We start from the raw sequence: 12559 nt of genomic DNA on the forward strand, positions 1-12559 counted from the left end.
AGGCGGCGGCGTGGACCTTCGGGCCGAGGTGGTCATCGTCGGCGGCGGGGTGGTGGGCACGAGCATCGCCTGGCACCTGGCGCGGGCCGGAGTACGGGACGTCGTCCTCGTCGAACGGGACGAACTCGCCGCCGGCTCCACCTCGAAGGCCGCGGGCGGAGTGCGGGCGCAGTTCTCCGACGAGCTGAACATCCGGCTGGGGGCGCGCAGCCTGGAGGCGTTCGGCCGGTTCGAGGAGGAGGTCGGGCAGGACATCGGGCTGCACCGGGTCGGCTATCTGTTCCTCCTCTCCACGCCCGAGCAGGTGGCCGCCTTCGAGGCGGGCGTGCGGCTGCAGAACTCCCTCGGGGTGCCCAGCCGCCTGCTCACCCCCGAGGAGGCCCGCCGCCTCTCCCCGCTGATCCGCACCGACGGCCTGCTGGCCGCCGCGTACTCCCCGGACGACGGCCACTGCACCCCGGAGGCCGTCGTCCACGGCTACGCGACCGCCGCCCGCGCCCACGGCGCCCGCATCCTGCGCCACACCGAGGTCACCGGCATCGAACTGCGCGGCGACACCGTCACCGCGGTCGGCACGACCCTCGGCCGGATCGAGACCGGCACGGTGATCTGCGCGGCCGGCGCCTGGTCCCGCGCGGTCGGCGCCATGGTGGGCGTGGAGCTGCCGGTACGGCCGCTGCGCCGGCAGATCGCCGTCACCGGACCGGTGCCGGGCCTGCCGCCCACACTGCCCATGACCATCGACTTCACCACCAGCCTGTACTTCCACCGCGAGGGCCCCGGCCTGCTGCTCGGCATGTCCGACCCGGACGAGCGGCCCGGCTTCGCCACCGACACCCACGACCGGTGGATCCCGCGACTCGCCGAGGCGATGCGGCAGCGCGCCCCCGCCCTGCTCGACGCACCCCGCACGGGCGGCTGGGCGGGCCTGTACGAGAACACCCCCGACCACAACGCCCTGATCGGCGAGGCGCCGGACGTGTCCCGGTTCCTGTACGCGACCGGCTTCTCCGGGCACGGCTTCCTCCAGGGCCCGGCCGTCGGCGAGGTGATCCGCGACCTGTACCTCGGCCGCGTACCCTTCCTGGACATCAGCCCCCTGAGCGCCGGCCGGTTCGCGGCCGACGCCCCGCGCCCGGAGGCCAACCTGGTATGACCGAGCTCCACCTGTGGCTGCGCCACGAGCCCCGTACGACCGAACGGCGCACGCCCGTCGTACCCGCCGACGCCCGCCGGCTGGTCGACAGCGGGGTCGCGCTGACCGTCGAGGAGTCCCCGCAGCGGATCTTCCCCACCGAGGAGTACGAGGCGGCCGGCTGCCGCCGCGCCCCGGCGGGCTCCTGGGTGGCGGCACCCCGCGACACCGTGATCCTTGGCCTCAAGGAACTGCCCGACGAACCCGACGAGTTGATCCACCGGCACATCTTCTTCGGGCACGCCTACAAACGGCAGCCGGGCGCCGCCGGGCTGCTGCGCCGGTTCGCGGCCGGCGGCGGGGCGCTGCTGGACCTGGAGTACCTGGTGGACGACGCGGGCCGCCGGCTCGCCGCCTTCGGTTACTGGGCGGGATACCTGGGCGCCGCGCTCGCCGTGCTCCAGCACCGGGGCCGGCTGACGGCACCGCTGACCCCGACGACGAAGGACGACCTGGACGCCGTACTGCGCCCGGCGCCCGGGGACACCGAGTTCACGGCGCTGGTGATCGGCGCCCTCGGGCGCAGCGGGCGGGGCGCCTCGACGGCCTTCCGCACGGCGGGCGTCGAGGCGACCCGCTGGGACCTGGCGGAGACCCGCGACCTGGACCGGCGGGCCCTGCTCGGGCACGACGTGATGGTGAACGCGGTCCTCGCCACCAGCCTGGTCCCGCCGTTCCTGCGCGAGGAGGACCTGGACTCCCCGGCCCGCAGGCTGCGCACCCTGTGCGACGTCACCTGCGACGTCGGCGGCCCTTTCAACGTCCTGCCGGTGTACGACCGTACGACCGACTGGGCCGAGCCCGTGCGCCACCTGCGCGCGGAGCCGCCGCTGGACCTGATCGCCATCGACAACCTGCCGTCGCTGCTGCCCCGGGAGTCCAGCACCGACTTCTCGGCGGCCCTGCTGCCACAGTTGCTCGCCTTCGGCCCCGGCGGCGCCTGGGGCCGCTGTCTCGACCGGTTCCACCAGGCCTGCCGTGAACTCGGCATCGAGGAGGGGGAGTCACGCTCATGACCGACCGCGTCCCGGCGAGCGGAACCGTCCACTGGATCGGCGCCGGACTGTCCACCGGCAGCGGGCTCGCCGGCCTGTGCCGTACGGCCGGCCGGGTCCTGCTGTGGCACCGCACCGAGGACCGCGCGGCCGAGGCGCTGGCCGGCCTCGGCCTGACCGGACGGGCCGAGCCCCGCGCCCTCACCGACCCGGCCGTCCTCGCCGCCGCGCTGGAGCCCGGCGACGTCGTGGTGTCGATGCTGCCGGCACCGGAGCACGCCGGGCTGCTGGCCGTCTGCGTGCGGGCGCGGGCGCACTTCGCCTGCTCCAGCTACGTGTCGCCGGAGCTGTCGGCGCACGCGGAGGCGGCGCGGGCGGCGGGCCTGGTCGTGCTCACCGAGACCGGCCTGGACCCGGGCGTCGACCACCTCTTCGCGCACAGTCTCATCGGCCGGGCCCGGGCGCGCGTCGGCGAGCACACCCCGGCCTCCTACCGGCTCACCTCGTACTGCGGCGGCGTCCCGGCCGTGCCGAACGACTTCCGCTACCGCTTCAGCTGGGCGCCGCTCGGCGTGCTGGGCGCCCTGCGCTCGCCCGCGCGGTACCTGGAGGACGGCGCCGAGGTCACGGCCGACCGGCCCTGGGAGGCGACCCGCCCGCTCGTCCTGGACGGCGAGACCTTCGAGGCCTACCCCAACCGCGACAGCGTCCCCTTCGTCGCCCAGTACGGCCTGCCCGCCGCATGGACCCCGCGCACCTTCGTCCGGGGCACCCTTCGGCTGGACGGCTGGCTGAAGGCGTGGGAGCCGGTCTTCGAGGAGCTGACGACGGGCGACGACGAGCGGATCGCCGCGCTGGCACGGCGGTTGGCGGCGGCCCACCCGACCACGGACGCCGACCGCGACCGGGTGGTGCTCTCCGTCTCCCTCACGGTCGACCCGGGCGAGGGCCGGCCCTGGACCGGCGCCTACCTGCTCGACCTGACCGGTGACGCCGAGGAGTCCGCGATGGCCCGGTGCGTCTCCCGCCCGCTCGCCCTCGGCGTCCGGCACATCCTGGACGGCAGCCTGCGGGCCGGACTGCACCGGGCGGCGGGGACCGCCCAGCGCGCGGACCGGTGGCTGGCCGAACTCGCCGACGACGGGCTGGAGTTCACCCTGACCCTGGGCCAGTAGCCGGCCGCCGGGTCAGTCGGTCACCGCCGCGTGCACCAGCCGTCGCAGCTCGGGGAAGACCTTCAGCTTCTTCGGGCGCACCTGGCTCATGAACTGCACGGTCAGGTCGTGGGCCGGGTCGACCCAGAACGCGGTGGTGGCCACGCCCGTCCAGCCGTACGTGCCCGGGTGGGACGGGGCCAGGGTGCGGGCCGGGTCCGTGACGACGGAGACGTTGAAGCCGAAGCCGAGGCCGTCCATGCCCGGTTCCTGGTGGACCGGGGCGCCGAAGGAGCGGATGGTGGCTCCGTCCGGCAGCTGGTTGCGGGTCATCAGGGCGAGCGTCTGCGGGGCCAGCAGCCGTACGCCGTCCAGCTCACCGCCCCGGCGCAGCAGCTCCATGAACCGGTGGAAGTCGTACGCGGAGGAGACCAGCCCGCCGCTGCCGGACAGGAACCGCGGCCGGCCGCGCACCGGCAGGCCCGGCACCGGTTCGATCCCGCCCTCGTCGGTCTCGCCGTACAACTCGGCCAGCCTGTCGGCCTGTTCGGGGGTGATGTGGAAGCCGGTGTCGGTCATGCCGAGCGGGCCGAGGATCCGCTCGGCGAAGAACGCGTCCAGCGGCTGCCCCGAGACCACCTCGATCACCCGGCCCAGCACGTTGGAGGCGACCGAGTAGTTCCACTGGGTGCCCGGATCGAACTGCAACGGCATGCGCGCGTAGACCTCGACGGTCTCCGCGAGGTCCTTGCCCGGCGGCACCGAGTACTCCAGGCCCGCCTCGCGGTAGAGCGCGTCCACCGGGTGGCGGTGGTAGAAGCCGAAGGTCAGGCCCGCGGTGTGGGTGAGCAGATGCCGGATCAGGATCGGACCGGCGGCCGGGCGCGTGCGCACGTCGGCGCCCGAACCCCCCACGTACACCTGGGGATTGGCGAAGGCGGGCAGGTGACGGTCCAGCGGGTCGTCCAGGGACAGCCGGCCCTCTTGCACCAGCAGCAGCACCGCGACCGCGGTGACCGGCTTGGTCATCGAGTAGATCCGCCACAGCGTGTCCGGCTCGACCGGCCGCCCGGCGGCCACGTCCCGCAGGCCGTACGTGGTCAGATGCGCGACCCGGCCGCCGCGGGCCACGGCCACCAGACAGCCGGGCAGGCGTCCCGCGTCGACGTGCTGGGCGAAGTGCCGGTCCAGACGGTCCAGCGCCTCGGCGTCCAGCCCCGCCTCCGCCGGCTCCACGTCCTGTCGCAGCAGTCCCATCGCTCTCCTCCGGTCGCGTCGTCCCCGGTGCGTCCCGACTCCCGCGCGGGCCCGCACCCACCTCTCATCGTCGCGCAGGACCCCTGGTCGGGAGGGGTCCATCCGGGGTGTGTGTGATCGATTCGACGCCGTGGGGGGTGGGGAGCCGGGGGAGTCGGGGGGAGCCGGCCGGCGGGCGGGGCGCGCGTCGGGGGCGGGGCGCGGGGCCCTCCTCAGGGATGCGGAGGAGCAGCGGCCGGGACCGGTGTCTCCGGGGTGATCGGGGGCGTGGTCGCTGCCGGCAGGGCGCGGGCCGCCGGCAGGGCGAGGGCGGCCAGGGCCGCCAGGGCGAGCAGAGTGGGACCGGTGCCCGCACCCAGCAGCGCGGTCGCGCCGGCCACGCCCACGGCGGGACCGACGTTCAGCGCGGTCTGCTGCAACCCGCCCGCGACCCCGGCCACCGTCACCTCCGCCCGCCGCACGATCACCTGCGTGGCCGCCACCATCACCGTGCCGAACCCGGCCCCCAGCAGCGCGAACCCGCACCCGAGCGCGGGCGTGCCGGTGGCCCCGGACAGCACGAGGACGCCGAGCGCGAGCACCGCCGTCGCCCCCGCCGTCGTCGCCCGCGCACCGCACCGGCGCAGCAGCGCGGGGCACAGCGAGGCCGAGACCACCATGAACACGGCCAGCGGCAGGCTGCGCAGGGCGCTGTCGAACGGGTCGAGGCCGAGGTGGCGCTGGAGGACGTACGTGGCGACGAACAGCGTGCCGAACAGCGACGCGGAGACGGCGACCAGGATGCCGAGCGCCGCCCCCACCGCACGCGAGCCGATCACCTCGGGCGGCAGCAGCGGGCTCGCCGTACGCCGCTCGTGCCGGACGAGCACGGCCGCCGTCACCCCGGACAGGGCGAGGCCCGCCCCGGAGACCGGCCGGGCCGTGACCGCGTACACCAAGCCGGCCAGGGTCACCGCGAGCAGGACGGCCCCGGGCAGGTCCAGCGGGGTCCGGGCGGGTGCCGGGCGCCGCTCCGGGCGGAGCAGGGCGGGCAGACCGAAGGCGAGCGCGGGCGGCACGTTGACGAAGAACACCGCCCGCCAGCCGAGGCCGGACACCAGCGCCCCGCCCACCAGCGGTCCCGCTGCCGCCGCCAGCCCGATCGCGGCGGTCCGCACGGCCAGCGGCGACGCGAGCCGGTCCGGCGGGTAGGCGGCCCGCAGCATGCCCAGGGTGGCCGGCTGCGACAACGCCCCGAACACGCCCTGCACCGCCCGCAGTCCGATCACCCACCCCACGCCGGGCGCGAGGCCGATGCCGGCCGAGGCGGCGGCGAAGCCCAGCATGCCGAGCCCGAACACCCGCCGCTGCCCGTACCGGTCACCGAGCCGCCCCGCGAACACCAGCAGGCTCGCGACCGCGACGAGGTACGCGGTGCTGGTCCACTGCACCTGGGCGAACGACGCGTGCAACTCCCGTTGCAGACTGGGCTGTGCGACGGTGAGGACCGTACCGTCCAGCGCGACGACCACCGCGCCCGCCACGCTGCTCGCCAGCGTCCAGGGCCGGTTCACCGGCCGTCCTCGGGAGCGCCCAGGTGCGCGGTGAGGACGGTGTCGAGCAGCGGACCGAAGTCCTCCTCGCCGAGCGCCAGTTGCAGACTGCGCCAGTGCCACAGCTGCGCCGTCCCGTGCAGGTTCGCCCACAGGGCGCCCGCCACCCGCCGGGCGTCGGCCTCGGGGTCCGCGTCGCCGATCAGCCGCGCCAGCAGCGTGAACAGCGGAAGGCTCGTGTCCCGCAGCCCCAGGTGACCGCTCTCCAGCAGATCGTGACGGAACATCAGCTCGTACATGCCCGGGCGCTCCAGCGCGAACTCCAGGTACGTCCGCGCCAGCGCCGCCACCTGGGCGCGTGGCCCTCCGGGCTCCTGTGCCAGCGTCGCCTGTGCCCGCTCGCTCAGCTCGGTGAAGCCCCGCCGGGCGATGGCGGAGAGCAGTTCCAGGTGGGTGGGGAAGTAGCGGCGCGGCGCCCCGTGCGACACGCCCGCGCGCCGGGCGATCTCCCGCAGGGTCAGCGCCTGCGGGCCCTCGGCGGCCAGCAGCTCCACGCCCACGTCCACCAGCCGGGCCCGCAGGCCCGCGTCGGAGTCGGTCATGGACAGTGTCTACCAGGCGCGCGTAGACACTGTCTACTACTCGCTCTCCGGCGGGGGAATGCGCGGGGAGCCGCCGCGAGTTGTCCCTGGTATGACTCAGGACTCCTCGCAGGACGCGCTGCTCGGTCTCCTCTCCGCGGGACACGCCGGCGTACTGGTCACCCTCAGGCGCGACGGCCGCCCCCAGCTGTCCAACGTCAGTCACGCCTACTACCCCGAGGAGGGGATCATCCGGATCTCGGTCACCGACGACCGCGCCAAGACGCGCAACCTCCGCCGGGACCCCCGCGCCTCGTACCACGTCACCAGCGACGACCGCTGGGCGTACACCGTCGCCGAGGGCACCGCCGAGCTGACGCCGGTCGCCGCCGACCCGCACGACGAGACCGTCGAGGAGCTGATCCGGCTCTACCGGGACGTCCTCGGCGAGCACCCGGACTGGGACGACTACCGGGCCGCGATGGTCCGCGACCGCCGCCTGGTGGTGCGACTGCGCGTCGAGCGGGCGTACGGGATCCCGAAGGGCTGACCCGGGCTCACGGAGCGCCGGCGGTCCGCGCCTCGATCGCCCGCAGGACGGCGACCATGTCCTCGCCGCCGTACCCCTGCGCCACCGTCTCCTCGAACAGGGTGTGGCAGACGTCGAGCAGCGGCGAGGCGAGACCGGCCTTGCGGGCCGCCTCGGCGATCAGCCGGTTGTTCTTGAGCACGTCCAGCGCCGCCGCCTGCACCGCGAAGTCCCGCTCGCGCAGCTTGGGCGCCTTCATCCGGGACACCGCGCTGGCCATCGGGCCAGCGTCCAGGACGTCCAGGAACAGCCGGCGGTCCAGGCCCTGCCGCTCGGCGAAGTGGAACGCCTCGGTCAGCCCGGTCACCTGGGTGATCAGGAAGATGTTCACCGCCAGCTTCATCAGCAAGGCACCCGGCACCGCCCCGCACCCGAACGCCTCCCGGCACACCGGCGCGAGCAGCGGCCGTACGGCGGCCACGGCGGCCTCCTCCCCGGCGAGCATGGCCACGAGCTGCCCCTGCTCCGCCGGCACCCGGGACCCGGAGACGGGCGCCTCGACGTACCGGCCGCCGGCGGCGCGGATCTCCGTCTCCAGGGCGTGGGAGTACTCCGGGGAGGTCGTGCCCATGTGGACGACGGTCCGGCCGGCGACCCGCGCGGCCAGTCCGGGCGTGCCCCGGCCGAGGACCGCGTCCGTCGCCGCCTCGTCGGCGAGCATCAGCAGCACCACCTCGGCCCGCGCGAACACCTCGCCGGCGTCCGCGGCGACCTCGGCGCCGGCCGCGCGCAGCGGCTCCGCACGCTCCGGGGTCCGGTTCCAGACCACCAGGGGGGTGCCGGCCGACGCCAGGCGCAGGGCCATGGGCCGCCCCATCACTCCAAGACCGATGAATCCGACGTGCATGGCTGGCCGCCCTCCGCGCCGCGGGTCGACTATGACAGCGGTCATAGTAGCCGCCGCTATGACGCCGGTCATAGAGTGGCGGCGGAGGAACGGAGGTCGACGATGACGCAGGCGCGGCGCGGACCGCGGGAGCGGATGGTGTTCAGCGCGGCCCAGCTCATCCGGCGGCAGGGGGTCACCGCGACCGGCATGCGCGAGGTCGCCGCGCACGCGGACGCACCGCGCGGCTCCCTCCAGCACTACTTCCCCGGGGGCAAGGAACAGCTGGTCAACGAGGCGGTCGCATGGGCCGGCCGGTACGCGGGCAAGCGGGTCGACCGCTTCCTCGCGGGACTCGACCGGCCGACGCCGAGCGGCCTGTTCGCGGCGATGGCCGCGCAGTGGGCCGACGAGTACGCGGCGGACGGCTTCGCGGCGGGATGCCCGGTCGCCGCCGCCACCGTCGACTGCGCCGCGTCCGGCGACTCGACCCGGGAGGCGGCGGCCACCGCGTTCGCGACCTGGCGGGGCCCGGTCGCCGAGGCGCTGACCGGCATGGGCGTCCCCCCGTCCCGCGCCGAGTCCCTGGCCACCCTCATGATCAGCGCGTTGGAGGGGGCGATCCTGATGGCACGCGCGGAGCGGGACGTGCGGCCCCTCACCACGGTCGTGAAGGAACTGGGCCCCCTGCTCGACGCCGCCACGGTCCGCTGAGCATCTGGCGTGTGGCGGTGGGCGTCTGGCCGCCTTGGCGTGCTTCCGGTGTGGCCGTTTCGCCTGGCCTGTGGCTGTGGGCACCTGGCTGCCCCGGCGTGCCTTCCGCGCGGTCCTTTCGTCCGGCCTGTGGCCATGGGCACCTGGCTGCCCCGGTGCACCTTCCGCGCGGTCCCTTCGCCTGGCCTGTGGCGGTGGGCGTCTGGCCGCCCTGGCATGCCTCCAGCGCAGCCGCTTCGCCCGATCTGTGGCCACGGGCACCTGGCCACCCCGGCGTACCTCCCCGCGGCGGCCCTACGCCTGGCCTCTGGCCGCAGGCCCCTCGTCATCCTGGCGTACCTCCCCCCGGCTCCCTCGCCTGGCCTCTGGCCGTAGACCCCTGGCCGCCCCGGCGTACCCCCCCCCGCGGCCCCTCGCCCCGCAGTCCCGGTGTCAGGCCGGAACCCGCTCCCGGCGGGACGCCCCTCGTGTCGCGTGCTCGCCGAGCAGTTCCGTCGGTACCCGGTGCGTCTCGCGGGCGGTGAGCGCGGCGAGCGCCGGCGGGACGCACAGTGCCGCCGTGAACAGAGCCACCGCCGCCCAGTCGTCGCCGCCCGGACCGGCGATCTCGGCGGCGAAGGTGACCGCGAACCCGGCCACCGCGAAACCGGTCTGCGTGCCGATCGCGAGGCCGGACAGCCGGACCCGGGTCGCGAACATCTCGCCGTAGAAGGCGGGCCACACACCGTTCGCCGCGCTGTAGACGATGCCGAAGGCCACGACGCCGAGCAGCAGCGTCAGCGGATAGGAGCCGGTGGAGATCGCCCACAGATAGCCCGTCATCGCCACCGCGCTGCCGACCGCGCCGATCAGGTACACCGGCCGGCGTCCGATCCGGTCCGACAGCGTCGCCCACAGCGGGATCGCGCCGAGCGCCACCAGGTTGGCCAGCGCGCCCACCCACAGCATCGCGGTACGGGACATGCCGACCGCGTCGCTCGTGGCGTACGCCAGCGCCCACACCGTGAAGACCGTGCTGACCGAGGCGATGAGCGCGCCCGCGATCACCCGCAGCACATCCGCCCAGTGCTCGCGCAGCAGCACCGCGAGCGGCAGCCGGGCCACGCCCCCGTCCGCCGCCTGCCGGGCGAAGGCCGGGGTCTCGTGCAGCCGGCGCCGGATGACCCAGCCGACGACGGCGACGGCCACGCTCAGCCAGAACGGCACCCGCCAGCCCCACGACAGCAGTTGCTCCTCGGGCAGTTGGGCGACCGGGATGAAGACGAGGGTGGCGATGAGCTGGCCGCCCTGGGTGCCGCTGAGCGTGAAGCTGGTGAAGAAGCCGCGCCGGTGCGGCGGCGCGTGCTCCAGACTCATCGAGCCGGCGCTCGCCTGTTCGCCGGCCGCCGAGACGCCTTGCAGGACGCGGCACAGCACCAGCAGGACGGGCGCGAGCGTGCCGACCTGGGCGCGGGTGGGCAGACAGCCGATCAGGAACGTCGACAGGCCCATCAGCATGAGCGTGAACACCATGATCTTCTTGCGGCCGAGCCGGTCGCCGACGTGCCCGAGGACCAGCGCGCCGAGCGGCCGGGCCGCGTAGGCGACGCCGAAGGTGGCGAGCGAGAGCAGGGTCGCGGTGGCCGGGTCGGAGGCGTCGAAGAACACCTTCGGGAAGACCAGGGCGGCGGCGCTGCCGTAGAGGAAGAAGTCGTAGTACTCCAGCGCGCTGCCGATCCAGGCGGCCGCGGCCGCCTTCCACGGTTGGCCGGGCGGGGCCGCGGGGCCGGGAGCGGGGGCGGGGACGGACACGGCGGTGCTCCTTCGGGGAGGACTCCACCCTGCGCGGGGGAGGGTGGGAGTGAGCGGGGGGCGAGGGCCGGATCGCGGCGGCTAATTAACCCACTGGGTAGTTAGTCGTGGTGGGTGGGATGTTGCGCCCGCGTTTCCCCGCTGTCAAGAGTTCGCGCGTCCCCGGTCCCGGGAGCCCGCGCGCGAAACCGTCGGCCGCCCGCGGAACCGTCAGCCGGCCGTCCGCTCCGCCGTGAGGTAGGCGATCACCATGTCGCCGAGCATGGTCCGGTAGTGCTCGCGCTGCGCCGGGTCCACCAGGTCCCGGCCGAACAGGGCGCCGAACGTGTGCCGGTTGGCGACCCGGAAGAAGCAGAACGAGCTGATCATCGCGTGCAGGTCGACCGCGTCCACGTCGGCCGTGAACAGCCCGGACTCCTGCCCGGCGGCGAGGATGCGGCGGATCACGTCCAGTGCCGGGGAGCCGATCCGGCCGAGCTCCTCGGAGGCCGCGATGTGCTCGGCGCCGTGGATGTTCTCGATGCTGACCAGCCGGATGAAGTCCGGGTGCCGCTCGTGGTGGTCGAAGGTCAGCTCGGCCAGCCGCCGGATCGCGGCCACCGGGTCCAGGTGGTCCACGTCCAACTGCTGCTCGGCCTGGCGGATCACCCCGTACGCCCGCTCCAGCACGGCCGTGAACAGCTGCTCCTTGCCGCCGAAGTAGTAGTAGATCATCCGCTTCGTGGTGCGGGTGCGGGCGGCGATCTCGTCCACGCGGGCGCCGTCGTAGCCGGCCCGGGCGAACTCCTGCGTGGCCACGTCGAGGATCTCGGCCTTGGTGCGGGCGGCGTCGCGCACCCGTCCGCCGGGTCGTACCGGTTCGTCGACGCTGGTCATCGCTGTCCTTCGGGCCGTGAGGCGCCGGGGTGGCGCGCTCGTTCGCGTGCCGGTGATTGTAGAAGCAGGGCTCGGGCGCGCGGCGGGGGTCTTCCGCGCCACCCGTGCGGCTGATATAGCTAACGTACTGGTTCGTACATTAGCTCCGCCTCGGGAGGTCCCGCGTGGCCAAGGACTCGTATCTCGTCGGGCTGATCGGGGCCGGGATCGGCCCCTCGCTCAGCCCGGCCCTGCACCACCGGGAGGCGGACCGGCAGGGCCTGCGGTACCTGTACCGGCTCCTCGACACCGACGTCCTCGGCGTGCCGCCGGAGGCGGTCGGCGACCTGGTCCGCGCCGCCCGCGACCTCGGCTTCGACGGGCTCAACATCACCCACCCCTGCAAGCAGCTCGTCCTGCCGCACCTGGACGCGCTCGACCCGCGGGCCGAGGCGCTCGGCGCGGTCAACACCGTCGTCTTCGACGGCGGCCGGGCCGTCGGGCACAACACCGACGTCACCGGCTTCGCCGCCTCCTTCGCCCGCGGTCTGCCGGACGCCCGCATGGAACGGGTCGTCCAGCTCGGCGCGGGCGGCGCCGGCGCGGCCGTCGCGCACGCCGTCCTCACCCTCGGCGCCGGCCGGGTCACCGTCGTGGACGCCCTGCCCGACCGGGCCGCCGCCCTGGCGGCCTCCCTCCAGCGGCACTTCGGCCCCGACCGGGCGGGGACGGCGACGGCGGACCGGCTGGGGGCGTCGCTGCGCGATGCCGACGGCCTCGTGCACGCCACGCCCACCGGGATGGCCGCCCACCCCGGTCTGCCGTTGCCGGCGGAGTCGCTGAGGCCCGGGCTGTGGGTCGCCGAAGTGGTGTACCGGCCGCTGGAGACGGAGCTGGTGCGGGCGGCCCGGGCGGCCGGCTGCGCCGTGCTGGGCGGCGGCGGGATGGCCGTCTTCCAGGCCGCTGACGCGTTTCGGCTGTTCACCGGGCGGGAGCCGGACAGTGCGCGGATGCTGGCCGACATCGAGGAACTGGCCGGGGTGGAGCGCTCGGGGAGCGCTGCCGGCTGA

12 protein-coding genes are annotated in these 12559 nt (G+C 74.8%); 6 read left to right on the forward strand and 6 right to left on the reverse strand.

Going from position 1 to position 12559, the window contains the following annotated elements; genetic code table 11:
• The first annotated feature begins 10 nt into the window (after positions 1-10).
• Genes AQJ11_RS06225 through AQJ11_RS06235 form a run of 3 tightly spaced genes read left to right on the forward strand, consistent with a single transcriptional unit; the run spans position 11 to position 3365 of the window.
• A complete protein-coding gene (locus tag AQJ11_RS06225; protein WP_059262145.1) occupies positions 11-1156 on the forward strand; it encodes an NAD(P)/FAD-dependent oxidoreductase in 1146 nt (381 codons plus the stop codon).
• A complete protein-coding gene (locus AQJ11_RS06230) occupies positions 1153-2211 on the forward strand; it encodes a saccharopine dehydrogenase (protein WP_059262146.1) in 1059 nt (352 codons plus the stop codon). Before AQJ11_RS06225 ends, AQJ11_RS06230 begins: the two co-directional genes overlap by 4 nt.
• On the forward strand, positions 2208-3365 hold the full coding sequence (locus AQJ11_RS06235; RefSeq protein WP_059262147.1) for a saccharopine dehydrogenase family protein: 1158 nt from the start codon (positions 2208-2210) through the stop codon (positions 3363-3365). The genes AQJ11_RS06230 and AQJ11_RS06235 overlap by 4 nt, the downstream gene beginning before the upstream one ends.
• Positions 3366-3377: 12 nt before the next feature.
• Here the strand turns inward: AQJ11_RS06235 and AQJ11_RS06240 are convergent, their stop codons facing one another.
• The 3 genes from AQJ11_RS06240 to AQJ11_RS06250 all read right to left on the reverse strand — a co-directional run bounded on the left by AQJ11_RS06240 (position 3378) and on the right by AQJ11_RS06250 (position 6735).
• Positions 3378-4601, reverse strand: coding sequence for a serine hydrolase domain-containing protein (locus tag AQJ11_RS06240; protein ID WP_059262148.1), 1224 nt, complete (start codon positions 4599-4601; stop codon positions 3378-3380).
• Positions 4602-4813: 212 nt separating this feature from the next.
• Positions 4814-6154 carry an MFS transporter gene (locus AQJ11_RS06245; protein WP_059262149.1) on the reverse strand — a complete coding sequence of 447 codons (1341 nt, stop codon included), beginning with the start codon at positions 6152-6154 and terminating at the stop codon, positions 4814-4816.
• Positions 6151-6735 (reverse strand): TetR/AcrR family transcriptional regulator, encoded by a 585-nt coding sequence (locus AQJ11_RS06250; RefSeq protein WP_059262150.1) that lies wholly within the window; start codon positions 6733-6735, stop codon positions 6151-6153. Before AQJ11_RS06250 ends, AQJ11_RS06245 begins: the two co-directional genes overlap by 4 nt.
• A gap of 91 nt (positions 6736-6826) precedes the next feature.
• On the opposite strand from AQJ11_RS06250, the gene AQJ11_RS06255 reads away from it, so the two are divergent.
• Positions 6827-7264 carry a PPOX class F420-dependent oxidoreductase gene (locus AQJ11_RS06255; RefSeq protein ID WP_014676115.1) on the forward strand — a complete coding sequence of 146 codons (438 nt, stop codon included), beginning with the start codon at positions 6827-6829 and terminating at the stop codon, positions 7262-7264.
• A 7-nt stretch (positions 7265-7271) separates the two neighbouring features.
• Here the strand turns inward: AQJ11_RS06255 and AQJ11_RS06260 are convergent, their stop codons facing one another.
• A complete protein-coding gene (locus AQJ11_RS06260; RefSeq protein WP_059262151.1) occupies positions 7272-8150 on the reverse strand; it encodes an NAD(P)-dependent oxidoreductase in 879 nt (292 codons plus the stop codon).
• Between the two features lie 102 nt (positions 8151-8252).
• Here AQJ11_RS06260 and AQJ11_RS06265 point away from each other — a divergent pair, with 102 nt between their 5' ends.
• Positions 8253-8843, forward strand: coding sequence for a TetR/AcrR family transcriptional regulator (locus AQJ11_RS06265; protein ID WP_059262152.1), 591 nt, complete (start codon positions 8253-8255; stop codon positions 8841-8843).
• 432 nt (positions 8844-9275) lie between these two features.
• On the opposite strand, the gene AQJ11_RS06270 is transcribed toward AQJ11_RS06265, so the two are convergent.
• Positions 9276-10634, reverse strand: a complete 1359-nt coding sequence (locus AQJ11_RS06270) for an MFS transporter (protein ID WP_059262153.1) — start codon at positions 10632-10634, stop codon at positions 9276-9278.
• A 210-nt stretch (positions 10635-10844) separates the two neighbouring features.
• Positions 10845-11510, reverse strand: a complete 666-nt coding sequence (locus AQJ11_RS06275) for a TetR/AcrR family transcriptional regulator (RefSeq protein WP_058082770.1) — start codon at positions 11508-11510, stop codon at positions 10845-10847.
• 164 nt (positions 11511-11674) lie between these two features.
• On the opposite strand from AQJ11_RS06275, the gene AQJ11_RS06280 reads away from it, so the two are divergent.
• A complete protein-coding gene (locus AQJ11_RS06280; protein WP_058082771.1) occupies positions 11675-12559 on the forward strand; it encodes a shikimate dehydrogenase in 885 nt (294 codons plus the stop codon).

Source organism: Streptomyces corchorusii (assembly GCF_001514055.1).
Classification (GTDB): domain Bacteria; phylum Actinomycetota; class Actinomycetes; order Streptomycetales; family Streptomycetaceae; genus Streptomyces; species Streptomyces olivaceoviridis.

Coding starts and splice junctions, on each gene's coding strand:
- AQJ11_RS06230 (WP_059262146.1), top strand. CDS start 1,153: ATGACCGAGCTCCACCTGTGGCTGCGCCACGAGCCCCGTACGACCGAA.
- AQJ11_RS06235 (WP_059262147.1), top strand. CDS start 2,208: ATGACCGACCGCGTCCCGGCGAGCGGAACCGTCCACTGGATCGGCGCC.
- AQJ11_RS06240 (WP_059262148.1), bottom strand. CDS start 4,601: ATGGGACTGCTGCGACAGGACGTGGAGCCGGCGGAGGCGGGGCTGGAC.
- AQJ11_RS06250 (WP_059262150.1), bottom strand. CDS start 6,735: ATGACCGACTCCGACGCGGGCCTGCGGGCCCGGCTGGTGGACGTGGGC.
- AQJ11_RS06255 (WP_014676115.1), top strand. CDS start 6,827: ATGACTCAGGACTCCTCGCAGGACGCGCTGCTCGGTCTCCTCTCCGCG.
- AQJ11_RS06260 (WP_059262151.1), bottom strand. CDS start 8,150: ATGCACGTCGGATTCATCGGTCTTGGAGTGATGGGGCGGCCCATGGCC.
- AQJ11_RS06265 (WP_059262152.1), top strand. CDS start 8,253: ATGACGCAGGCGCGGCGCGGACCGCGGGAGCGGATGGTGTTCAGCGCG.
- AQJ11_RS06275 (WP_058082770.1), bottom strand. CDS start 11,510: ATGACCAGCGTCGACGAACCGGTACGACCCGGCGGACGGGTGCGCGAC.